The following is a 24,491-nucleotide window of genomic DNA, read 5'->3' on the forward strand; positions in this document are numbered from 1 at the left end:
CATTATGGCATTTTAACTTTTTTAATTCAAAAAACAATCCGCCTTAAAATCCTTTGGAATATTTTCTCTAAAAGTGGATATAAATTTATTAAGGGACTATAAAATATCATATAATCTGAGGAGGAATAAAATGAGCTACTTTCAAAAAGCCAATGAGTATTATAATTCCAAGAATTATAAAAGAGCTATTGATATGTATGAAAAAGCAATAAAAATAAAAGATAACGAATCATCTTCGTTATATAATTCAGCTGTATGTTTTATAAAACTGAAAGAATACCAAAAAGCAATTGTCTTATTAAATTCTGCAATTAAATTGAAGAGGGAAAGTAAATATTTTTATAATCTTGGATATTGTTATACCATGTTGAAAGACAATAAAAAAGCTCTCATATATTTTAATAACGCATGGTGTTTAAATAATACGGACTCAGATTGTGAAAAGGCTATAAATACTATACTTAAAAATTACATAGCAAAATCAAAATAGACAAATACCACTCTCATCAAACCAGAGTGGTATTTATCTTATTTCTACCATTCACCTACTATCTGGGCATTTTTATGATCAACCAGGAATCTTTTACTGTTAAAATAATTTCCTCCTTTGTAAAAGGTGGTATCTACATTTATCCACTTATTTTCGTCTGGAATATAAACTTGATTCCAGGCATGGCTTACCCAGCTTATTCCATTAAATCCTTCACCTGTTATTAACCTCACCTTTATGTTATTTGCCCTGGCCATAGCTACATATAAACAGGAATAATCAAAACAAATTCCCTTTTTAGAGTAAAAGGTTGGAATAGCACCTGACTGTACATTAAAATCATTATTTAATACCTTGTTGGCTTTTTGATTATCATAATTTATATTGGTTCCTATCCAATTATACAGCATATCTGCCCTCTCAATAGTATTGCTCCCTTCTGAAGCAAGATCCCTGGCAAAACTATTAATTTCTCCATTTGATTTAACCCCTTCATCCAAAGTAACTCCATTATAATACACTATGGTGTTTCCATTATTCTTTACCCTGTTTAAGTCATTTACTTCTTTTACTTCATTTGAATTTGGTTCTCTTATTACTACTTTGAAGGAATTATCTATTACATTGGGTAATTGTTTTGCAATAGTTGAATTGGTAACTGGAATTATTATCTCCTTGCAAATTGAATTGTAGGGCTTTGAATTTTCCATGTACTTATTTAATTTTGAATTTATATTAAACATGGACATTATATTCAATATAAATGTAACTAAAAGTACATAGCATATTGCCTTGGGCAGTTGAAAAATCATTCCCAGCACTCTTTTAAAACCATTGCTTTTAGATCTTAACAATCTGTCTATACTGTCAAGTATAGGATAAAAAGTAAAATAATTAAATAAATCAAAAAGTAATTTTATAATTTTATAGCATATAAACACAAAAAATGGAATTACAACTGCATATATTATAAAACTATTACTCTCAAAATATTGTGAAAAACTTGCAGGTATTAAATTGTATATCTTTCTATATATTCCGTCATCATGCTGTATAAGTATTTTCTTACATAAATATGTGCCCATTATCAAAGATATTATAAATGAAATACTTCTACTCACATCATTTATATCTGATTTTAAAGCATTAGAAGAAAACTTAATTAGAAATCCCTTTATAAGGGGATATAAAAATATTAATCCTATCATCAATGTTATAGGATTTACATTCATAATCATACTCACCTCTAAACAATAAAAAGTTTTAGAACTTTCTTTATGTCATCCCATAAATATCCTTTCCGCAGTAGATATGACCCCAGTTTTCTATATATCTTATTTTTATCTTTTTCCGACTTTATTATTATTTTATACCTTTTTTCTGCAATATTGTACAACTCACCTTTATCATTTTCTTTTAAATACATGCTCTCTCTTTTTTCATTGCAGTCATCACATTTTTTTAAGATATTTCCAAGTACGCTTTTAACTATACCAAAGTCATATCCTCTTCTTATTAAATAATCTCCTAATCTTTTATATATCTTTTTTGCATTATCTTCACTTTTTACAATGACAGAGTACTTTTTTTCTGCAATATTTAAAGCCGCCTTTTCCTCAAAAGAACTATCTATCAAATTCAGCTTTTCATCTAAAAAGCTTTCATTTATTCCTTTTTTTATTAAAGAATATTTAATTTTATTCTTACCCTGGGAATTAATCTTTTCTTTTATATAAAGTTCCACAAATTTATTATCGTCTATAAACTTGTATTTTCTCAAGAAATCCATAACTTTTTCAATAACATCTTCATCATATTGTTTTTCAACCAGTTTATCCTTCATTTGTTTTTCCGTCTTATAGTTCTTCTCTAATATTTTAAGAGCAGAATTTTTGCATTTCATATAATTGTTTTCATTTATTATACTTTTAAGATACTCTACATCTACAACTTTTCCCTTCACTATATTAAACTTATATACAAGTTCTAGATTACAGGAAAAAGCAAATTCATTATCTATATATATGTTAGTTCTTTCTTTACTTTTCTTCTGGATTTCAATTTTAGTGACTATATGCTTATCCATAATCTTCTCCCTAAATTTATATAAATAATTGATAAAGGTCCACATTAACCATTAAGGTTTTCTTTTCAGTATATGGATAGTAGGATTTTTAAAGACAATTTTAGCTACTTCATATATATCCTCTTTCTTTATATCTTCAATTTTCTCTATGTCATAAATGAATCTATATATATTATCCTCCTTCATGGATTGATGTAAAACATAATTTCCTATATCTGTTGGATCTTCCAGTGTAAATACTACTGCAGTTTTTAATACTTTTTTCATTAAACCCATTGTATTGTCATCAAAAGCTACCTTTTCATTCTTTACATTATTTATACAATCTTCGATAACACGGACAGCATCCTCTATATTTTCTTCTTTTACAGAAGTGTATATGTATAAAGTTTTCACCAAATCCGATAAGTCCAAATCAGTATATATATCATAAGCAAGTCCTTTTTCTTCTCTCAATTTCCTGAATAGAATGGAATTACTGCTTTCTCCAAATTTATGGTTCAATATTCTAAGAGCCATTTCCTGTTTTTTACTCAATCCATAAAAGGTAAACAAGTATATTATTGTACTCTGTTCTATATCCTTTTTATAAGAAATCTTTTTGCAGGAAAGGTTTTTTTCAATTATAACATCATTTCTTTTAAATTCTCTACATTTCCATGTTCCAAAATATTTTAGAATCAACTTATAGATCTCCTCATGCTTATAAGGGGAAACTACTGATATAAAACAATTATTGGGTACATAATATCTATTATAAAATTTAATTAAATCATTTCTTTTATATTTACTTACCTTTTCTTCATTTCCCGTTATGTCGTATCTAAGGGGACCCTTCTTAAATGCCAATTCATTTATTTTTCTAAAGCTATAATCCTCTATATCATCCTTACTGGTTCTTATTTCCGAAAGTATAACTTCTCTCTCCCTTTCAATTTCCTCCCTGGGGAATGTAGAGTTCATAAGCATATCCGAAACAATATCCATAGCTCTTTCTAATTCTATCCACAATGATGTAATGCTATACACCGTAGAGTTATTATCAGTATAAGCATTGTATTCTCCACCTAAAGCTTCCAAATCCATATTTAGCTTTTTATTATCCCTGTGCTCTGTACCTTTAAAAAGCATATGTTCAATAAAATGAGATATGCCTTTTTCATTTATATCTTCATATACAGCACCAATTTTAATACCAGCATGAAAAGCCGCTATTTGAGTATCTCTCTTTATAGTAACAAGTTTTATACCATTAGGCAGGATACTTTCCTTAGCATCAAACATATGAAATTCTCCTTTAAATTTATTAGTATATTCTATTATAGTTTATATTATTGTAAATAAAAAGAGTTGCAATTAAATTAAAATTTGATAATATGTATATACTATGATATGATAAACTTTGTTTTGTAATATAAAAAAGAAAGAGGAATTTCAATGAAAAATATTAATTTTAACGATTTAGACTTGGATCCCAAGATCCTCCAGGCCATAGATAATATGGGATTTGAAGAGCCATCACAAATTCAGGCAGAATCAATTCCAATAATATTAGAAGGAAAAGATGTAATAGGCCAGGCACAGACAGGTACGGGAAAAACTTTAGCCTTCGGAGCACCAATGCTGAGCAGGATAAATTCCAAAGATAAAAAAATTTCCTGTATAATAGTTACACCAACTCGAGAACTCGCCATTCAGGTAAATGATGAATTGTCTCGAATTGCTAAATTCAAAAGAACATCACTGCTTCCAATATACGGCGGCCAGCCTATAGAAAGACAGATTAAATCCTTAAAAAGAGGTGTAGATGTAGTCGTAGGCACACCTGGAAGAATACTGGATCATTTACACAGAAAAACCCTGGATTTAAGCAGCATACAGTTTTTAATAATAGATGAAGCAGATGAGATGCTGGATATGGGTTTTATAGAGGATATAGAGGATATCATCAAATCATGCAGTTCAGACAGGCAGACACTTCTCTTTTCCGCTACTATGCCAAATCAGATAAAAAGATTAGCTTCAAAGTATATGAAAAACGATGTAAAGTATATAGAAATAGCCAAGAACACACTGACCGTAGAAAAAACAAAACAATACTATTATGAAATAAAAAACAAGGATAGGTTTGAATCTTTATGTAGAATTTTAGATGTAGATGAACCTTCAAGCGCTATTATATTTTGCAAAACCAAACGTGGTGTTGATGAATTAGTGGAAGGCATGCAGTCAAGAGGATATAACGTAGAAGGCATGCACGGCGATATGGGACAAAATCAGAGATTAAATACCCTGAGAAAATTCAAGGATGGTTCTCTGGATTTCTTAGTGGCCACAGATGTAGCTGCAAGAGGTATAGATGTAGAAAATGTCTCCCATGTTATAAATTATGATCTTCCTCAGGATACGGAATCCTATGTACACAGAATTGGAAGAACGGGAAGAGCCAATAAAGACGGCATTGCTTATTCTTTAGTAACTCCTAAAGAGTATATACTGTTAAAACAAATAGAAAAGTTTACTAAGAGCAAAATAAAGAGAAAAGAAATTCCTACAGTAGATGATATATTCGAAGCTAAATATAAGAATATAGAAAAACAGATAAGAGACGTTATATCTGAAGGCAATTATAAAAATTTTATTCCAGTGGCAACAGAATTGGATGAGGAATATAATTTAGTAGATGTAGCTGCTGCCCTTATGAAAATAATTTTCGAGAAGGAATTAAGTTTTAATTACAAGGAAAATTCCATAAGTACAGAGGATGAAAACATAAGATTATTCTTTTCCATAGGAAGAATGGATAATATAACTCCAAGAAAATTATTGAAATTTATAACTGAAACCTCTTCAGTGGAAGCTTATGAAATAGGTGATATAGATATATTAAATAAATTTACTTTTATAAACATACCGGAAAGATTCGGAAATATCATACTAAAGAAATCCAATGGTAAAAGACTTCAAGGAAGAAGAGTTTCTGTAGAACTGGCAAAAAGTAAAAAATAATTTTCACTTTACTTTTCTCAGATTAATTTACCTCATAGTGACTAAATCAAGGCCCTATAAATACCATGAAATACGTCCAATGGTTCCTAGGGCTTTTTGCTTATTGTATAGCATTTATAGAAAATACATCATAAACATAAAATGTGTATAAAACAAGTGGAGGCTACATATGAATAAATTAAATTTTAAAGGCAGTGCAATGTTAAACCCTACTCCAGTAGTTCTTGTTACTTCTAAGAACAAATCCAGCAAACTAAATATTTTTACAGTTGGATGGATAAGCACTGTCTGCACCAGAGAGCCAATCATCTCCATGGGAATAAGACCTGAAAGGCTTTCTTATGAATATATTAAGACAAGTGGAGAATGTGTCATAAATCTTCCTGCAAAAGATATGGTTAAGATTGTAGACTATTGTGGTGTTATTTCCGGAAGGACAGAAGATAAAATCAAACACTTTAACCTGCAGCTTAATAAAGGTGTATCCATTTCTACTCCTTCGTTACAAAAATCTCCAATAGCTTTAGAATGTAAAGTAAAATCAGTTACACCTCTTGGAACCCATGACTTATTCCTGCTTAAAGTTTTAAATGTTAAAATAGATGAAAATTTATTGGATTCAAATGGCAAAATACATTTTGACAAGGCAAATCTTATCTGTTACAGCCACGGAGAATATTATAGTTTGAATTCAAAATCACTTGGCTCTTTTGGTTATTCAATTAGGAAGAAAAATAAAGCCCCAAGATAAGGACTTTTATTTAAGCTTTGAAAAATAATAATGCACACACAGTTATAGTTGCCCCGGTTGAATAAGCATTAAATCAATTTATGCTCTGGAACATTTTTATTGGGCAAAGCTGTATTACAGACATGACTACCATGGGAAAACTTAATACCTAAACAGAATTCCCTCACAAACAATATAGGGCTTTAATCCTGACTGTCAATTTGTTTAGAACACATATTACCTTCGCAAACATCTATCCACTGCCCATTGACTAAATTGCTGATTGTTTCAGGCTCTATTTTAAGAGCAAATTCCTTTGAACCAGCAGCAGGGTATACGTATTGAAAATCTTTTATAGACTCATCCAAATATACTTTAATAGGATTTTTTAATCCAAAAGGACATAGTCCTCCTACAGGATGACCTGTAACCTCCAACACTTCATCGTGATTCAGCATCTTCGCCTTGGTTTTAAAAAAGTTTTTAAATTTTTTGTTGCTGACTCTCAAATCACCCCTCATGACTATTACTATATCTTCATCTTTAAGCTTGAATGCCAATGTTTTTGCTATATATTTAGGATCTGTATGTATGGTTTCTGCAGCCTGCTGTACTGTGGCTCCACTATGTGGAAGCTTAAATACAGGATTTTCAATACCCCTATCTAAAAAATAATTAACTACACTTTCTACACTCATCTTCAATTCCTCCAATTTTTTTAAATAAAAAATCTCCTTATAGATAAGCTATAAGAAGATTTACGTACTTCTATATCTTATCTTCCAGGTATTACCTGCTGGAATTAGCACCTTAAAATATAATTTTAGGTTGCTGGACATCATAGGGCCAGTCCCTCAGTCTCTCGCGATAAGAATTGTGATATTTAATTATATAAAGAATATCAAAACATTAACTTTTTGTCAACTTATGTTTTTGATAAATCACAATATTTTTTACAGATTTTTTATTTCTTCCAATAGTTTTAAAGCAGCCTTTTTAGGTCCTTCCTTTTCTCTGCCGCTTATACCTAGACAGGTTCTAAGCTGACCCACCTTTATACCTGACTTAAAAAACTCATCCAGATATCTTCGCAATATTTTATCTGTTTCCTCTTTCTTTTGTACGGGTCCAAATGGATTGGCAAAATAAGTCCCCACAAGTCCTTTTTCAGTAGTAGTTCCCTTGGCAATTCTCTTTCCAGCCCTAAACACTCCTATGGCTTCATCTGTAGATTTAAAAAATTCCAGTTCATCACCATCTTCATAATTGTTTGCATATAAAAATAAATCTATAGGATATCCCTTTGTAATCTCTGTATAACTGGCAACTGGAATAACCAGTCTGGCATTTATCTTGTCGGGATTCATAAATATACTTCTGTCTATCTGTCTAAATGCATATCCCGTATCCAAGTCGTCCAGCCTTACAAAAGCTCCTATTTCAGTGCCATAGGCCAATGGTTTATTATCCTCTTTAATTTTAACCGTACCCATATCATCAAAAACTACAGTCATATCACTTATATAATCTTCTCCCAATTCCCTAAATGCCTCCAGGCTTTCTGATTTCCCAGCACCGCTGTCTCCCATTATAATTATGTTAGCTGTCTTATTATCCTTTGTTACTATATTTACCATAGCTCCATGTATTGGCAAATATCCTTTCTTTATCATTATAAGATTATGAAGGGTCAACGTCATTTTCTTCATATAACCAAAATAATCTATATCTTCACTGTAATTTACATATCCAAGCATTATGCCGTTTTCTGCGTCATCGTAAAAAATAGTTCTTATATCTTCACAATTATCCCTAGCCCCAAACACATAAATTATATCCGGCTTCTTTCCTCTATATTCTTCTTCACTTGCCATTTCAAATAAATTACACAATGTAACCCCATGGGCCATAAAATCCCTGTGAAAATATATATATGCCAAGAGACTCCCAACCTTTGCCGGATAACAAAACCAGTGATTTGGATTTAAAGAACATCCTGCTAGAGGATTGGATTCACATTCACTAAAAAATCCATCTCTTTTATTTTTTCCTGGGTAAATTATAAAAGGAGGATCTAATATTATAGATTGAATAAAGGGTATCTGGTTAAGACATCTATAATCTTCCGGACATGGCCATGCTATATTATTCAATATTAACCCGGCATTTCCACCTGCAGGAAGCTGCCTGTACACCTGAGGTTTATGTCCCAGTACGCTTTCCTCTATCTTTCTATAAGTATCCAATATCAATTGTGAGAATTCATTATTGGCTTCTATAAAGCTTACATTTTCAAGCCCCTCTCCAATTTTATTATTCTGTACAATAGTATACCTTTCTAGTTTTCTCCAGAACCCATATAAATCTTCGATAAATAATATAAATTCATCCCTGTTTTCCAGCAGAATCTTGTAACTTTTATCAAGTTTTAATACTTCTTCTCCCTTCAAGACCATTAGAAGCTTAAACATGGTAATTACTGTATTTAACATTTCTCCATCATCTTTAAAGTCTATATTTCTACAAATATATTTATAAATATTTGTATCTTTATTCTTTATCTTCATAAAGTAATCCTTTAAAACACGTTTAAAAACATTGCTGTCAAATAGCTTTTCTGCAGTATTACAATATTTAGCTGTAAAATTCACCATAACTTTACCATTATTTAAATAAAATTCTTTTTCCATAATGAGCCCCCTATAGATTTATCTTTTTTAACAAATATATAATAAAGTTTTATCACTTTTAAATTAATTAATCAATATTTTAAAACTTGAAATCCAAAGTTTTAAGTTTTTTTCATATATAATTTTGAGTAAAAAAAATACTCCGCCAGATAAAATATCCAGCGAAATATTTATAAAAGCTTTTCTACTTCAACATCATAGTTTCCGTCCGGAGATACAACCGTTGCTCTCTCCCCTACCTTCAGCCTAAATAAAACCTTACCCAGAGGTGATTCTATACTTATCTTCATTTTCTTTACATCTGATTCTACAGAACTTACAAGGGTAACTTGTTCAACTTCATCTACATCACAAAATTTTACTTCTGCCGTCTTATTTATATCGAACACATCTTCATCCTGTGAGCTCTCTATTATTACAGCATTTTTAAGTTGATTTTCCAGTTCCTGTATTCTGGTTTCAGTCATGGACTGATCATCTTTAGCTGCACTATAATCAGCATTTTCACTAAGATCTCCCTGTGCACGGGCAGCTTTCAATGCCGCTTTTATTTCTACCCTTTTAACTGTTTTTAAATATTCCAACTCCTGCTCAAGCTTTTTTTTACCTGATTCCGTCAAAATTACATCTTGCATAAACAATTCACCTACTATTCTAAATTTTCTATAATGTCATTATAAAATTCGTCAATTTATATAAATTTAATACATTTATATATTAATTGTTTTACTACCTTATTATAATATTACTAATTGAATAATACAACCCAAACAAGAAAAACTCAAGACTAATGGTATATTCAGATGAAAAATTTGTAATAATTTATTCCCTTCAAAGTAATATTAAAAACATATTGACATAATAATATTTACCATTATATAATATTATTAGAAACATCTTAAAAGACGTATATGCAGTATTTATAATTTGTATGTATGAGAGCATATAAATCTAAGAGAACCTTACTTGGATTTCATATGCTTTTTTTGGTGGATAAACTTAAAATTCAATAATAATTATATAAAGGGGACTAATTTATGAAGATAAAGCTAAAAAACATTTTTTTCATGTTAATGGGAACATTTTTAGTAGCCTTTGGAACTTATTTTTTTCTAGCTCCAAACCACATCGCAGCTGGTGGCACAAGCGGCATTGCCATAATTATAAACAGTGTATTTCCAAACCTCCCCATAGGCTTATTGATGATGGGAATGGAAGGTATATTATTCACCATAGGGATTATAATAATCGGACCCGTATTTGGTGGTAAGACCATATTTTGCAGCTTCTCTATATCTGCGCTGATTCTATTGCTTGAAAAAATATACCCTAATATAAAACCCTTTAGCAGTGATATTTTGATACAACTTATACTTGGCATATTGATATGTGGAATGGGGATGGGTATAGTATTTAATCTTAATGCTTCCACTGGCGGGACAGATATAATTGCAAAAATAATAAATAAATATACAAAAATAAGCATAGGTAAATCCGTATTGATAGCTGACATAACAGTAACTATAGCTGCCACTATAATACTTGGAATAAATAAAGGAATGTATGCAATTCTAGGGGTAATATTAAATTCTACTATAATCGACAAAGTTATAATAAGTTTAAATTCTTACAAACAAGTTGCCATAATAAGTAATAACGGAAAAAATATAAAAGATTATATTGTAAATGAATTGGAAAGAAGTGCAACTATTTATTATGCTAAAGGGGCTTACAAAAATGACAAAAAGGAAGTCATAACCACAATTTTAGATAGAAAACAATTTTTAAAATTAAAAGACTATATAAAAACTTTGGATGATAAAACTTTTATCACTGTAAATGATATAAATGAAGTATTAGGAGAAGGTTTCAGCAGTATAATATAAAAAATATCTCAAAAGATAATTAATAACTTTTGAGATATTTTCTACACTTTATTTCAGGATAATTTATTTTATATATTTTAGAATACTAATTTAAACTATTGGCAATAATCTAAATTAGTATTAAATAAAGGGGATATATGTATGACATTGCCAAACCACATAGGTATAATTCCAGATGGAAACAGACGATGGGCTGTAAAAAATAAACTTGGAAAAGAAAAAGGTTACAATTTCGGCTTAAATCCTGGTATAAAATTATTTAAATTATGTGAAAAATTAGGAATAAAAGAATTGACTTATTATGGCTTTACCACAGACAACACAAAAAGACCGCCAGTTCAAAGGAAGGCCTTTACTGAAGCCTGTATAAAAGCCGTGAAAATGCTTTCTAAAGAGAATGTTTCTCTGTTGGTAGTGGGGAATGTCAATTCTGCCATGTTTCCCAAAGCTCTTCTGCCATATACAGTCAGAAAAAATTTGGGTTGTGGCGGTATACGGCTTAATTTTCTGGTGAACTATGGTTGGGAATGGGATCTGGGAAAAACAGTGAATTCTCAACCTACAAACAGACATTCTATTATTTCAAGCTTGAACTCCCATGACATATCAAAAGTGGATCTAATAATACGATGGGGCGGCAGAAGAAGACTCAGCGGTTTTTTACCTGTTCAATCGGTATATTCGGATTTCTATATAATAGATGATTACTGGCCTGATTTTAAAAGTGAACATCTTATGCAGGCTCTTAAGTGGTATAATCATCAGGATATAACTCTTGGCGGTTAATGATTTTACAATTTTATACCCGTATTATCCACAAAATTTTCCCGGGTAATATAGCTAAACTCTTTATTATATGGGAAGATTTTTCACTTATATATTATAGTTTTTGTAAAATACTAAAGTTGAGGTGATAAAACTATGTTAAAAAGCAAAAAAAATCATAAAGAAAAGATCATAGAAAATCACGAGACTGCTTCCTGGGCAAATATCACCGAAACCAAACCGGTTTCCAAGGTACCTATCCCAAGTAGAGATGAAACTAAAAACTCAAAAGAATGGGTAGATACTAATGAAAAATGAGATATTGCAGATATATATATAACTGATAGTTATATTATAGATTGAGAATTGAGGATCACTTATAATACAGTGATCCTCAATTTTTAATCTAATATTGTATTTGGGATAGTTTTTTGTATATGTCATACCTATCCATAGCATTTTTTTCTGACAATTTAAACAACTCATCTGCTTTTTCTGGAAATATATTTTTAATAGATGAGAATCTTATTTCTCCCTCTATATATTCCCTGAAAGATAATTTGGGGGGTTGAGAATCTAAGACAAAAGGATTTTTATTTTCCAGCTTCAGCAGAGGGTTAAATCTGTATAAATGCCAATATCCGGATTCCACAGCTTTTTTCTCCTCAGCCATACTGGTTCCCATACCAGTTTTTATACCGTGATTTATACATGGAGCATAGGCTATTATAAGTGAAGGTCCTCTATAATTTTCAGCTTCTGTTATAACTTTTAGTGCATGATTCATGTTTGCGCCCATAGAAATTTGTGCCACATATACATATCCATAACTCATTGCCATAAGCCCTAAATCTTTCTTTTTCAGGATTTTACCCGAAGCTGCAAACTTTGCCACGGCACCAGTCTGGGTTGCCTTGGATGATTGCCCTCCTGTATTTGAATACACCTCCGTATCCATTACAAACATGTTTACATCCTCCCCTGAGGCCAATACATGGTCTACACCTCCAAATCCAATGTCATAGGCCCAGCCATCTCCGCCTATTATCCATTGAGATTTTTTTACCAGGTAATCCTTTTTATCCATTACCTCCCTTAATACAGGATCTTTTATATAATCATGAGCTTCAATAGCCTTTACTACTTTTTCTGAAGCTATCTTAGACAAGCTTCCGTCTTCCATAGTATTCAGCCATTCATTAAAGACATTCTTTATATTATCCTCCTTGCAATCTCTCAGATATGAAGTCATAAGAAGTTTAAGTTTTTCTCTCATTTGTTTTACTGCTAAAAACATACCATAACCGTACTCTGCATTATCTTCAAACAGTGAGTTTCCCCAAGATGGCCCTTTTCCGTTTAAATTTTTAGTATAAGCCATGGATGGAGCACTTGCACCCCATATGGATGAACAGCCTGTGGCATTTGCAATCATCATTCTCTCTCCAAAAAGCTGGGTTAGCAGTCTTACATAAGGAGTCTCACCACATCCAGGACAAGCCCCATTAAACTCCAAAAGCGGCTTTATAAACTGACTTCCTTTCAAAGTGTTTCTATTCATTAGATCCTCTTTTGGAATTATACCAACTGCATAATTCCAATTTTTTGACTCCACTTCCAGCTTTTCTTCAAGTGGTTTCATAATAAGAGCCTTTCCCGGTGCAGGGCATATATCTGCACAATTTCCACAACCTGTGCAGTCCATAGGACTCACCTGTATACGGAAATTCATTCCTTCCAGTCCCCTGCCAACAGCTTTTTTGCTTTCAAAACTTTCAGGGGAATTTTTTATTTCATTTTCATCTAAAAGGAAAGCCCTTATAGTAGCATGGGGGCAGACAAATGCGCACTGATTGCACTGTATACACTTGTGGATCTGCCATTCAGGTATGGTTACAGCTATGCCTCTCTTTTCATAAGCTGTTGTTCCAACGGGATAAACTCCGTCCGGCATATTCAAAAATGCACTTACAGGTAAATCATCCCCTTCATTTTTTGCCATAGGTCTTTGAATGTTTTTAACAAAATCCGGCTCATCTACCGTTACATTGGTTTCAGGCACTTCATCTGCCCAGCCTTTAGGTATCCCTACCTTTACCACAGCTTCCAGCCCTCTGTCCACAGCCTTATCATTCATTTGAACTATATTTTTTCCCTTACGTCCATAGGTCTTTTCTATGGATTCCTTTAAATATCTAACTGCATCATCTATGGGTATTACATTGGCCAATTTAAAAAATGCCGCCTGCATTACCATGTTGATTCTTCCGCCAAGACCAATTTCTCTGGCAATTTTAACTGCATCTATAATATAAAATTTTATATCATTTTCAGCAATATACTTTTTCATGGAAGCTGGAAGCTTTTCATCCAATTCCTCCGATTTCCATGGACAATTTAATACAAAAGTTCCACCTCTCTTAAGTCCTTTTAATATGTCATAATTATTTATAAAGGATTTGTTATGGCAGGCTATATAATCTGCACTGTGTACAAGATAAGGTGATTTTATCAAGTTTTTTCCAAACCTTAGATGAGATACTGTAGTTCCTCCTGATTTCTTGCTGTCATAAGAAAAATAGGCCTGAGCATAAAGATCTGTATTATCTCCTATGATCTTTACAGCAGATTTATTGGCCCCCACTGTACCATCAGAACCCAATCCCCAAAATTTACAGCTTATAGTTCCCTTGGGAGTGGTCTCTATAATGCCGTGATCCTCCAGAGAAGTATTAGTAACATCATCTACTATGCCAATAGTAAACCTTTCTTTTGGCATATCCATTCTCATGTTTTCAAATACAGACAATATCTGCGAAGGAGTAGTGTCTTTGGATCCAAGTCCGTATCTTCCACCAAATATTGAAGGTGCATTTTTCCTTCCGTAAAATACCTTGCATATATCCAGATACAGTGGTTCTCCAATAGAACCCGGTTCCTTGGTTCTGTCTAAAACTGAAATTTTCTTCACAGTAGAAGGAAGTACCTTTAAAAAGTGCTCTTTTGAAAAGGGCCTGTAAAGATGTACTTTTATACACCCTACTTCTTTTCCCTTTTCCATTAAATAATCCACAGTTTCATCTATGGTGTCACATACCGATCCCATAGCCACAATTATACATTTTGCATTTTTATGTCCATAGTATTCAAAAGGTTTATACTTTCTTCCCGTTATCCTGTTTATTTCCTTCATGTATCTTTCCACAATTTCAGGAACTTTTTCATAAAACCTATTGGACACTTCCCTGCTCTGAAAATATATATCTGGATTTTGGGCAGTTCCCTTAGTGGTAGGATGTTCAGGATTCAAGGCTCTGTCTCTAAATTCCCTTATGGATTTATAATCTACCAGAGGCCTGATATCTTCATAATCCATAATTTCTATTTTTTGATATTCATGAGAAGTTCTAAATCCATCAAAAAAATGTAAGAAAGGCACTTTTGATTCTATGGCACTTAAATGTGCAACAAATCCCAAGTCCATTGCCTCTTGAACATTAGAAGATGCCAAAAGGGCAAATCCTGTCTGCCTGCAGGCCATTACATCCTGATGATCTCCAAAAATTGAAAGAGCATGAGCAGCAACTGCACGGGCACTTACATGAAACACCCCTGGCAAATGTTCTCCTGCTATTTTGTACATGTTTGGAATCATCAGCAGAAGCCCCTGGGATGCAGTATAAGTAGTAGTCAGTGCTCCAGCAGCCAGGGAGCCATGCACTGCTCCTGCAGCTCCAGCTTCCGACTGCATTTCAGCTACCCTGACAGTCTGACCGAAAATATTCTTTTTGCCATGGGCGGACCATTCATCCACAGCCTCAGCCATGGGAGTAGACGGAGTGATGGGATATATGGCGGCTACCTCAGTAAACGCATAAGAAGCATAAGCTGCAGCCTGATTTCCATCCATAGTCTTCATATTTTTAACCATAAAACTTGTAATCCTCCTTTATTATTTATAGATAGATATGTATAATGTTTGTAGAGCATATTTGCATTACAAACTCTCTCCACCTTTATTTTCTTCTAAAATAAGTCATTCCTTTCACCTTTAAGGCAGAAAGTATATCTTTCCTAACTTATTATTTGAAATATAAAGATTCTCATACATAAAAATTTGAAAAATATTAGGTTTTTCCCAATGAACAAATTTAATTATTATTATATATAATAATAGATGGATTAACTTGTATATTTGCAAACTTTAAAATTGATTCTCTTTGTCAATTGATAAAGCCTATTATTTCATATTTCTATTGACTTATAAGGCATATTAGCCTATTATAATAGGTATTATAATTTATCATTTGATAATTATTGAATTTTAGGAGATGTTTTTTAATGGATGAAAGAGTAAAGACTGCCAGGCTTTCTATAATTTCTAATAGCAGTTTAATAATCATGAAATTAATAGTAGGTGTAATTACAGGTTCAGTAAGTATTCTATCTGAAGCCATACACTCCACCATGGATTTGGCTGCATCCATAATATCATTTTTTTCTGTGAGAATATCATCCAAACCTGCGGATAAAGAACATCCTTATGGTCATGGAAAATTTGAAGATGTATCTGGTGTACTGGAATCAATATTGATTTTCACCGCCTCCATATTTATAATAATAGAAGCTTCCAAAAGGCTCGTCAGCGGAAAAGAAATAGGTTCATCTACCCTGGGTTTTTTAATCATGTTTTTATCAGCAATTATAAACTTTTTTGTATCTAAAAAACTATACAAAGTAGCAGAGAAAAATGATTCTATAGCTTTAAAGGCAGATGCTCTTCATCTTAAGACAGATGTGTATTCCTCCCTAGGAGTTGGTGTTGGATTATTTTTGATATGGATTACCAATCTTCATTTTTTAGATCCTCTGGTAGCTATATTCATAGCTCTGTTTATTTTAAAAGAAGCTTTTAATCTTTTAAAAACTGCCTTTGATCCACTGGTAGATGTAAAATTATCTGATGATGAAATATCCATTATAACCAATGCTATATCTAAATATAGTTCTGGATACTGTGGTTTTCATAAATTAAGGACTAGAAAATCCGGCAATAAAAGATATGTGGATCTTCACCTTGTATTTCCCGGGAACATGCATATGAAAAGGGCCCATGATATTTGCAATAATATAGAAAGTGAAATGAGCAGATCCCTTGAAAATACAGAGGTAATGATTCACCTGGAATCCTGTGATAATGATTGTATAGATTGTGGACTTTCCAACAAATCAAAATGCAAAAATAGATAGGAGTACCTCCTATCTATTTTAAAAACAATTACTTTTATTCTACTTCATTTAGTGCTTTAACCAATTTTTTTACATTTACACCATGTACCATAGCTGCTTCTTCTACTGTTTCAGCCAATGATGCAGGACAACCTATGCATCCCATTCCAAAATCCATAAGTATTTCAGCATATGTGGGATTTATTTTTACTACATCCCCTATAGTCATGTCTTTAGTAATCTTAGCCATAATATTAACCTCTCCTTACAATTTTTTATAAAACCCATTCATCCACTAAACAAGTGCATTTAATGCCCTCAACAGATTGTCAACATCTATTCCATGTACCATAGCTGCCTCCTCTAAAGTTTCTCCTTGAGATGCAGAACAGGCTACACATCCCATTCCAAATGTCATCAATGTTTCAGCATGCCTCGGATGTAATCCAATTATTTCACCTATAGTCATATCCTTGGTTATCTTAGACATATTTTATACCTCACTTTAAATTATTAACATACTGATTTAGTATGCCTATATATTATTACTTACTAATAAGTATCATAGAATAATTTTAATACTAAAATCATTTCATAGCAAGCTTTACATAAATTAAAATATTATTACGTAATTTATTTAATATCATGAATCAATTTAAAACTTGAATTAGTGATTTGGAAATCATTTTTTAATGATTCTGTAACATAAACCTCTTTATTTTTAGTAATAAATATGGCACTTAATCCTGGCACCTTTTTCACATATTCCGCACCTTTATCCAATCCCAAATAAAATATATTTTTTGTCATGGCATCAGCATCTATGGACACATTTGTCACCAGTGTCACACTGGCTAAATTATTATCCATAGGATACCCAGTAAAGGGATTTAGTATATGATGATATTTTTTGCCGTTTTTTTCAAAATGCCTCTCATATATACCTGATGTGACCACTGTTTTATTGGTAACATCTATGGTACCAACTACGCTCCCCCTTGATTTGAAGGGATCCTGTATTCCTACGGTCCATGGATTGCCATCAGGATTGTCATTTATAGTCAGAACATTTCCACCTAAATTTACAATAGCATGTTCAACTCCATTTTCCTTCAATATCCTTGCTGCTTCATCCGCTGAATATCCCTTGGCAATTCCCCCTAAGTCCAAAGACATTCCAGGTTTTGCAAGCATTGCTTTTTTATTCTTTTCATCCAGCAGAAGATCCTTATAATTGACCAGTGATTTTTTTTCATCAATTTCCTGCTGAGAAGGAACTCTGGCATGATCCGTTCCTATTCCCCACAGCTTTACTAACGGTCCAATAGTTATATCAAAAGATCCCGAGGATTGCCCTGAATAATATTTACCCTTTTTCAGCACATAGAAAGTGTCATCCGACACTTTGACAAAATTCTTGCCTGCAGCATTTGCTACAGCATCAACTTCTGTTCCCGATTTATTTACACTCATTTTATTTTCAATTTCTTTAATTCTTGCAAAAGCCTTATCTATAGAATTATTTATAACTGTTTCAGACTTGTTGTCATATACGGTTATTGTACATATAGTTCCCAACATATATTCAGTTTTTGATATAGGTTCTGAATTTCCATTGTTATTTATACATGAAGATAATGGGATCACAGATATTATTATTATTGCAATTAAGAAAATATGTATTTTTTTACTATAGTTCATTTCATTTAACCCCTTTTAATAAAGCAAACGGTTTAAACCGCTTATTTTAATTTTAACGGCAGACCACAGGCTATCAAATATACCTCATCACTTGACTGAGCTATAAATTGATTTACCCTTCCTAAAATATCCACGAATATTCTACCCAGTTTATATTCCGGCACTATACTTAAACCCACTTCATTAGTTACAATTAAAATATGTTTGGAACTTATATTTATTGAAAAAATTATACTTTTAACTTCTTCCATAATATACTCTTCCAATTCTTTTATTTCATCAAAAGTAATATTATCAAAGTCAACTTTCTTTTCAAAGATTATGTTGGTTATCATAGTGCCTATACATTCCAACATTATATATTGACATTGGCTGTTTCTTATTACATTACCCAATCCCCTATATCCTTCATGGGTTATCCAATTTGGATTTCTCCTTAACTTATGATTTTCTATTCTTTTTTTCATTTCATCATCTGTAACTACAGCTGTAGCTATATAAAGGACTTCTTCCTTATCCTTTAAAAGTTTTTCAGCAAAAGTACTTTTCCCACTTCTGCTTCCTCCCGTTACCAAAATTATTTTTCCCATGTTCTTATCCTCCAAACAAGTATCATAACCTATTATAAGTGCATAATTACAACAGATACTATAAGCATTGTGATTATTTCTACCATCTCATTATCCGCCCCGAATAGATCTCCTGTAAGTCCTCCTATTTTTCTATTACAATACAGATTAAATATAAACGGCACAATAAAAGCGGCCAGCATCAATATAGCCACATATCCGGGATTTATATTAACCACAAAAAGCAGGATAATCACAGCTATGCATGCAGTAAGAAACATTTGGAGTTTTCCTATATTGCCTATAAATAAGTTTCCTGATCCTGTACTTTTAGCTGTTCTGCCTATAAAAGCTATAAATACTATGGAGAATCTGGCTACAACAGGTGCTGCTACTATTATAAGGGAGAACCTGGGCACTATAAAACAAAGCAGGCTGTATTTTAAAAGCAAATCCAGCACTATGGTGACACAGGCATAACTTCCTATTCTGCTGTCTTTCATTATATCTATTATCCTATCATTGCCCTTAAAAGCAAAAAAACCATCACACATGTCCCCTAATCCGTCTACATGTAATGCACCAGTCAATATTATCCCCGCCAACAGCACAATAACTGCAGAAATATTTACTGGCAGTATAAGTATAGCCAATTTATATATTATCCACTGTATTCCCCCCACTATAAGCCCTATAACAGGCATAAAAATAGATGCTCTTCTAAAATTTTCTTTTCCGCAGGGCAAACTTTTATTTACCGGAATTCTAGTTAAAAATTGAATCATCAAAAGAAAATTATTAATAAATTCTCGCACAAAAATCCCCCCCTTAATATTTTAAAGGTATTAATATTCACTGCTTGATTTGATAAATACTATATGAAATGGTCCAATTCAAATTTTACAGCATAAGTACTAAATGTCAACATGAGTTATGCTGTCTATGTATAAATTATGGTATTCATATTTCACCAGAGTAATATCACCATTTTTTGATGCAAACTTCCAAAAAAAATCCAAATTCTCATCTAGGACATAGCAATAAGCAGATCTTATAACACCGCCATGGGTGACTATGAGAATATTTTCTTTATTTAATTTTAAAATATCATCCATAAAATCATGTATCCTTGAATAAAATTCCACATAACTTTCTCCCTCCGGAGGTGATTCATTTTTCCAATCACTGCACCATCTGGCATATTCCTCTGGATACATCTTTTTTATATTCTCATAACTTTTACCTTCAAATTTTCCAAAGCTTATTTCATTTATTCTCTTGTCTACATTAAATTTTTTTAAATTATTCCTTAAAATTATATCAGCCGTTTGAGCAGTTCTTCTTCTCTCACTTATATAAACTTCATCAAATCTTATATGATTCAAAAGCACAGCCGCTTTTTTAGCCTGATCTAAACCCTTTTCATTTAACGATACATCCATTTTTCCATAATAATATTTATTATTATTTTGATCAGTTTGTCCATGTCTTACAAAATAAATATTCATATAAATTTTATACCTCTGCTTAATTAATTGTCTTTATTATATATTATTAATATAAAATATACAAATTAAAAACTGTGAGTTTTATAACTTATTATGAATATAACCAAATAATTACTATAAAATTACTTTTGACAAGTAATAATTTTTATTATATAGTTATAATTGATTATAAAATAAGGATGGTGTTTATGGATAACTTAACTAGTATCTTTAGAAATAAAAAATTGAAACTCACTCCTCAACGTATTGCAGTATATAAATATTTACAATCTACTAAAGAACATCCTTCAGCAGAGACAATATATAAAACCCTGCAGCAAGATTATCCTACCATGAGTTTGGCAACCGTGTACAAGGCATTAAAGACATTGGTTGAAGTAAATCTGATACAGGAAATAAATGTAGGAGAAGGCAATTTCAGATATGATGGAAATGTTCAGCCTCATTCTCACATTCAATGTTTAAATTGTGGAAGAGTAGATGACGTAGAAGGAGTTTGCTTTACATCTCTAAATGATAAAATTAAAAATTACGTTGACTACGAAGTAATAAGCAATCAGGTTTATTTTTATGGCATATGTAAAAATTGCAAAAAAGATATTCATTAAATCAATGTCAGGATGATGGCAGTTACAATTGAATTAATTGCGGCTGCCAATTTTTTATATTCTAATATGACTCTTCCACTATTTCATTCCATTCATTCCCCGTATATTTTCCTGAAAATATATGATCTATTTTAATAGATATATTGGATCTGAAATTTTTAGGTACATTATATATAAAGGATATATTGTCTTCTGTACTATTTTTCAAATGCATTATTACATCTTTGTTTATATTTCCTTTTGGAATATCTGCCTTTTTGTCCCCTGTTGCAAATCCCTTTTTATATAATTTTTTTTGGGCATTGTCACTGAGCACAAATTTTACAAAATCACTCATTTCATCTGTATTTTTACCACTTACAGGAATACCCATTACAGTATCTGCCATAACAGGAATGTTAACATTATTGGATGCTGAATTATAAGATTCCAAACATTTTATTCTGGAATTTTTGAGATCTCTTATATAACAGGAAGATGCTATTAATACAGGTATGTCATCTCTATCAAATTTTTGTACAGTATTTTCATTGCCAATTTCAAAAGTATCCTTATTTACATATCCGTTTTTTACCATATCCTCCAACCTGTCAAAGCATCCCTGTATCCCGGCTAATGCCTTATAAGCTGAAGGTCCGCTATCATATATGCTTTCCAGCTTTCTCATTGGAATCAAACTGTTGGACATAATAGAAAATAAAGCGACATTTATATCCATGCCCTCATTTAACACTACAGGTATTCTTTTTTGTAAAGAATTGAGAATTTTTAAAGTATCTATAAATTCATTCATTGTATTTGGTACTTTTAAGTTTAATTTATTAAAAGCTTCTTCATTACATAATATTTCTATAGTATAAGGAGCCAATGCAATACCATAATATTTATCGTTAAATCTTCCATAGGATTTTGATATACTATAATACCTGTTATTTACACCATTTTCCTTATATATGTTTCTTACATCAGATAAGACTCCTTTTCTAATTAAGCTTAACATATCTGTTCTGGAAGTAAATATGACATCCATATTACTGCTATCATTTATATCTTCATCTACTCTTTCTCCCATGGCATTATTTATATTTAATTCAGTTTTAGGATTTGCTTTCCTGTATTCATCTGTCAAGTATTTTATCATGTTTAAAGATTCCTTGTCTTTTACTCCTATATATATTTTTATTTGCCTATTATCAGTCATCTGATTATTTTTGCCGCATGCAAATAAATTAAATACCAGTATTAATACTAAAAAGGATATTATTATTTTTTTCTTATAAAGCATAAATTTTCTCATCTCACTTTCAATATAAGCACCTGAAAAACTACTTATGCTTATTGTTCTTATATTAAACTTATTTCTTATAGAATTAATATTTTATAAATTTATTTTGTACATAAATAATTAAATATATAATAAGTTCATATAATTAAATGGAGGTGAAATTTATGAAATTTAGGGTAATATTCCTAAGTAAAAGACATATTTACTTTTTAATATTGTTATTGTTAATCATTTTTCTATCCATAATTTTTATAGTATCCAGGGATTCTTCTCCTTCATTCAACACTATTTCCAGTAATAAAAAAATAAAAGCTGATCTTAATGGAGACGGCAAAGATGATATATTATCCATTCGGAGAAAGGATAATAACTATTTAATGAATGCAACTATAGATAATAAAACTTTTATCCTGAGCACTAATAAAAATTCATCAATAATTGAGGACTATTCTCCACACTGGCCTTTGAGGATAACTCTCATGGATATATCGAGGAATAAAATACCTGAAATATTCATACAGGGTTCAATAGCAAATAAGCCTGTCCAACGCATCTTTATGTTTGACGGCAGTAAATTTAAGAACATTATCTCAAGTTCCAACAACATACTTGGGTTTATGGATTGCAAAAATAACAAAACTCCAAAAATTGTATCAGGTAAATTAGGTGAAAATGCTATTTCAATTTCCAAGTACATATTTTTAAATAATAAATTTAAAAATTATGATTATGAATATAACAGTACTTTAATGGGTCAGGATACCATTTATTCATTTGTAAAGTTTATACAAGGGCTTCCTGAAAGTGAACCCTATAAACCCAAGAATATATTTTCACCTAAAATATCCAAAGAAAACCTGGCTTTAATCGGCAACTTAACAGGAGAAAATAATTTCTATGTATTCCAGGATGGTTTCTTCATGGAGAATAAGTGCGATAAAAATGGCAATGTTTCTGAAGTTTCCTGGGCTTTAAACTTTAAAGGTATTTCTAAGGCAGATAAAAATATAATAAAAAATTATACATTGGATTTGATTCTCATACCAGATAACAGCAGTACTAAAAATTACTATTTTAAAATTGCCTCTATGTATAGAAGCAGATAGTCATAACCACCCCTAAAAGAGGTGGCTTGCTCAAGCCCTATAAGGGCGTAATACTTCCAGCGCCTAAATGACGCTGGCTTTTACCTTGTTCAAGCCTCAGTGGATTGATTACCTAACTGTACCCTTAAAAGGGTTTTCCAATTCTTTTATTGTAATCTTATCCATTATTTGATCATTTTTTTCTTGTTCTCGAATATACTTTGCTATTGTTGCTTCATTAAGTCCTACTGTACTCACATAATATCCTTCTGCCCAAAAATGTCTATTTCCAAATTTATATTTAAGATTTGAGTGCCTATCAAATATCATCATTGAACTTTTCCCTTTAAGATATCCCATAAAACTTGACACACTTGTTTTGGGAGGTATCGATACTAAAAGATGTATATGATCCGGCATCATATGTCCTTCTATAATTCTTATACCTTTCCATTTACACAAATCTTTTATTATTTCTTTTATATCTTCTCTCAATTTGTAGTATATTATCTTTCTTCGATATTTGGGCGTAAATACTATATGGTACTTGCATAACCACTTGCTATGTGCTAAACTTTCTGCCATAGAGTATTACCTTCTTTCTAATTATTTTGATGACTTGAACATTCATCATTATAACAAAAAAGGTAATACTTTTTTTGCTTAAGCATTTAATCACACCCGCATAGCGGGCGGTTTTTAGTTTCAGGTACTAAAGTACCTTCAACTTGTTAAAACATAAATTAAAAAGGGACCGTATACGCGGTCCCAAGGGGGATGGGGGGTTATCACATCAAACATACTTAATACTTTGTATTATTTGATGCTAAGGAGATTTTTATATCTCCTA

24 protein-coding genes and 1 riboswitch are annotated in these 24,491 nt (G+C 31.6%); of the genes, 9 read left to right on the top strand and 15 right to left on the bottom strand.

What is annotated here, in order from left to right:
* The first annotated feature begins 130 nt into the window (after positions 1–130).
* Positions 131–490 (top strand): tetratricopeptide repeat protein, encoded by a 360-nt coding sequence (locus ACYUJ6_RS13265; protein WP_461843232.1) that lies wholly within the window; start codon positions 131–133, stop codon positions 488–490.
* Between the two features lie 44 nt (positions 491–534).
* Here the strand turns inward: ACYUJ6_RS13265 and ACYUJ6_RS13270 are convergent, their stop codons facing one another.
* Genes ACYUJ6_RS13270 through ACYUJ6_RS13280 form a run of 3 tightly spaced genes read right to left on the bottom strand, consistent with a single transcriptional unit; the run spans position 535 to position 3,860 of the window.
* Positions 535–1,722, bottom strand: a complete 1,188-nt coding sequence (locus tag ACYUJ6_RS13270) for a transglutaminase-like domain-containing protein (RefSeq protein ID WP_461843233.1) — start codon at positions 1,720–1,722, stop codon at positions 535–537.
* A gap of 14 nt (positions 1,723–1,736) precedes the next feature.
* Positions 1,737–2,576 carry a recombination regulator RecX gene (recX, locus tag ACYUJ6_RS13275; RefSeq protein WP_461843234.1) on the bottom strand — a complete coding sequence of 280 codons (840 nt, stop codon included), beginning with the start codon at positions 2,574–2,576 and terminating at the stop codon, positions 1,737–1,739.
* A gap of 51 nt (positions 2,577–2,627) precedes the next feature.
* Positions 2,628–3,860, bottom strand: a complete 1,233-nt coding sequence (locus ACYUJ6_RS13280) for a M16 family metallopeptidase (protein WP_461843235.1) — start codon at positions 3,858–3,860, stop codon at positions 2,628–2,630.
* Between the two features lie 153 nt (positions 3,861–4,013).
* Between ACYUJ6_RS13280 and ACYUJ6_RS13285 the strand changes: the two genes are divergently transcribed.
* Positions 4,014–5,585 carry a DEAD/DEAH box helicase gene (locus ACYUJ6_RS13285; protein ID WP_461843236.1) on the top strand — a complete coding sequence of 524 codons (1,572 nt, stop codon included), beginning with the start codon at positions 4,014–4,016 and terminating at the stop codon, positions 5,583–5,585.
* Between the two features lie 169 nt (positions 5,586–5,754).
* Positions 5,755–6,336 carry a flavin reductase family protein gene (locus ACYUJ6_RS13290; RefSeq protein WP_461843237.1) on the top strand — a complete coding sequence of 194 codons (582 nt, stop codon included), beginning with the start codon at positions 5,755–5,757 and terminating at the stop codon, positions 6,334–6,336.
* A gap of 182 nt (positions 6,337–6,518) precedes the next feature.
* Here the strand turns inward: ACYUJ6_RS13290 and ACYUJ6_RS13295 are convergent, their stop codons facing one another.
* The 3 genes from ACYUJ6_RS13295 to greA all read right to left on the bottom strand — a co-directional run bounded on the left by ACYUJ6_RS13295 (position 6,519) and on the right by greA (position 9,640).
* Complete coding sequence (locus ACYUJ6_RS13295; protein WP_461843238.1) at positions 6,519–7,013, bottom strand: YbaK/EbsC family protein; 495 nt, start codon at positions 7,011–7,013, stop codon at positions 6,519–6,521.
* Between the two features lie 74 nt (positions 7,014–7,087).
* Positions 7,088–7,189, bottom strand: a riboswitch (SAM riboswitch).
* Between the two features lie 79 nt (positions 7,190–7,268).
* On the bottom strand, positions 7,269–9,005 hold the full coding sequence (locus ACYUJ6_RS13300; RefSeq protein WP_461843239.1) for a phosphoenolpyruvate carboxykinase: 1,737 nt from the start codon (positions 9,003–9,005) through the stop codon (positions 7,269–7,271).
* 170 nt (positions 9,006–9,175) lie between these two features.
* Positions 9,176–9,640, bottom strand: coding sequence for a transcription elongation factor GreA (gene greA, locus ACYUJ6_RS13305; RefSeq protein ID WP_461843240.1), 465 nt, complete (start codon positions 9,638–9,640; stop codon positions 9,176–9,178).
* A gap of 402 nt (positions 9,641–10,042) precedes the next feature.
* On the opposite strand from greA, the gene ACYUJ6_RS13310 reads away from it, so the two are divergent.
* The 3 genes from ACYUJ6_RS13310 to ACYUJ6_RS13320 all read left to right on the top strand — a co-directional run bounded on the left by ACYUJ6_RS13310 (position 10,043) and on the right by ACYUJ6_RS13320 (position 11,974).
* Positions 10,043–10,891, top strand: coding sequence for a YitT family protein (locus ACYUJ6_RS13310; protein WP_461843241.1), 849 nt, complete (start codon positions 10,043–10,045; stop codon positions 10,889–10,891).
* 141 nt (positions 10,892–11,032) lie between these two features.
* Positions 11,033–11,677 carry an undecaprenyl diphosphate synthase family protein gene (locus ACYUJ6_RS13315; RefSeq protein WP_461843242.1) on the top strand — a complete coding sequence of 215 codons (645 nt, stop codon included), beginning with the start codon at positions 11,033–11,035 and terminating at the stop codon, positions 11,675–11,677.
* 135 nt (positions 11,678–11,812) lie between these two features.
* On the top strand, positions 11,813–11,974 hold the full coding sequence (locus ACYUJ6_RS13320; protein WP_461843243.1) for a CDIF630_02480 family spore surface protein: 162 nt from the start codon (positions 11,813–11,815) through the stop codon (positions 11,972–11,974).
* Between the two features lie 88 nt (positions 11,975–12,062).
* Here the strand turns inward: ACYUJ6_RS13320 and nifJ are convergent, their stop codons facing one another.
* Positions 12,063–15,587 (bottom strand): pyruvate:ferredoxin (flavodoxin) oxidoreductase, encoded by a 3,525-nt coding sequence (gene nifJ / locus ACYUJ6_RS13325; RefSeq protein WP_461843244.1) that lies wholly within the window; start codon positions 15,585–15,587, stop codon positions 12,063–12,065.
* A 410-nt stretch (positions 15,588–15,997) separates the two neighbouring features.
* Here nifJ and ACYUJ6_RS13330 point away from each other — a divergent pair, with 410 nt between their 5' ends.
* Positions 15,998–16,906: a cation diffusion facilitator family transporter gene (locus ACYUJ6_RS13330; RefSeq protein WP_461843245.1), complete on the top strand. Its 909-nt coding sequence runs from the start codon at positions 15,998–16,000 to the stop codon at positions 16,904–16,906.
* Between the two features lie 34 nt (positions 16,907–16,940).
* Here the strand turns inward: ACYUJ6_RS13330 and ACYUJ6_RS13335 are convergent, their stop codons facing one another.
* The 6 genes from ACYUJ6_RS13335 to cobC all read right to left on the bottom strand — a co-directional run bounded on the left by ACYUJ6_RS13335 (position 16,941) and on the right by cobC (position 20,663).
* The gene (locus ACYUJ6_RS13335) at positions 16,941–17,135 is read right to left on the bottom strand and encodes a DUF1858 domain-containing protein (RefSeq protein WP_369705357.1); all 195 of its coding nucleotides are present in this window, start codon (positions 17,133–17,135) and stop codon (positions 16,941–16,943) included.
* A 45-nt stretch (positions 17,136–17,180) separates the two neighbouring features.
* A complete protein-coding gene (locus ACYUJ6_RS13340) occupies positions 17,181–17,375 on the bottom strand; it encodes a DUF1858 domain-containing protein (RefSeq protein WP_369705358.1) in 195 nt (64 codons plus the stop codon).
* A 143-nt stretch (positions 17,376–17,518) separates the two neighbouring features.
* Positions 17,519–18,586, bottom strand: coding sequence for an FAD:protein FMN transferase (locus ACYUJ6_RS13345; RefSeq protein WP_461843246.1), 1,068 nt, complete (start codon positions 18,584–18,586; stop codon positions 17,519–17,521).
* 41 nt (positions 18,587–18,627) lie between these two features.
* Entirely contained in the window at positions 18,628–19,176 is a 549-nt protein-coding gene (gene cobU, locus ACYUJ6_RS13350) for a bifunctional adenosylcobinamide kinase/adenosylcobinamide-phosphate guanylyltransferase (protein WP_369705360.1), read from the bottom strand.
* A gap of 32 nt (positions 19,177–19,208) precedes the next feature.
* The gene (gene cobS, locus ACYUJ6_RS13355; RefSeq protein ID WP_461843247.1) at positions 19,209–19,970 is read right to left on the bottom strand and encodes an adenosylcobinamide-GDP ribazoletransferase; all 762 of its coding nucleotides are present in this window, start codon (positions 19,968–19,970) and stop codon (positions 19,209–19,211) included.
* A gap of 99 nt (positions 19,971–20,069) precedes the next feature.
* A complete protein-coding gene (gene cobC / locus ACYUJ6_RS13360) occupies positions 20,070–20,663 on the bottom strand; it encodes an alpha-ribazole phosphatase (protein WP_461843248.1) in 594 nt (197 codons plus the stop codon).
* A gap of 188 nt (positions 20,664–20,851) precedes the next feature.
* Here cobC and perR point away from each other — a divergent pair, with 188 nt between their 5' ends.
* Positions 20,852–21,271, top strand: a complete 420-nt coding sequence (perR, locus tag ACYUJ6_RS13365) for a transcriptional regulator PerR (RefSeq protein ID WP_461843249.1) — start codon at positions 20,852–20,854, stop codon at positions 21,269–21,271.
* A gap of 61 nt (positions 21,272–21,332) precedes the next feature.
* On the opposite strand, the gene ACYUJ6_RS13370 is transcribed toward perR, so the two are convergent.
* Positions 21,333–22,556, bottom strand: coding sequence for an ABC transporter substrate-binding protein (locus ACYUJ6_RS13370; protein ID WP_461843250.1), 1,224 nt, complete (start codon positions 22,554–22,556; stop codon positions 21,333–21,335).
* A 164-nt stretch (positions 22,557–22,720) separates the two neighbouring features.
* Between ACYUJ6_RS13370 and ACYUJ6_RS13375 the strand changes: the two genes are divergently transcribed.
* Positions 22,721–23,662: an FG-GAP repeat domain-containing protein gene (locus tag ACYUJ6_RS13375; RefSeq protein WP_461843251.1), complete on the top strand. Its 942-nt coding sequence runs from the start codon at positions 22,721–22,723 to the stop codon at positions 23,660–23,662.
* Positions 23,663–23,770: 108 nt separating this feature from the next.
* On the opposite strand, the gene tnpA is transcribed toward ACYUJ6_RS13375, so the two are convergent.
* The gene (gene tnpA, locus ACYUJ6_RS13380; protein ID WP_461843252.1) at positions 23,771–24,226 is read right to left on the bottom strand and encodes an IS200/IS605 family transposase; all 456 of its coding nucleotides are present in this window, start codon (positions 24,224–24,226) and stop codon (positions 23,771–23,773) included.
* Positions 24,227–24,491 lie beyond the last annotated feature (265 nt).

The sequence above is a fragment of the Clostridium sp. JNZ X4-2 genome, from assembly GCF_054889485.1.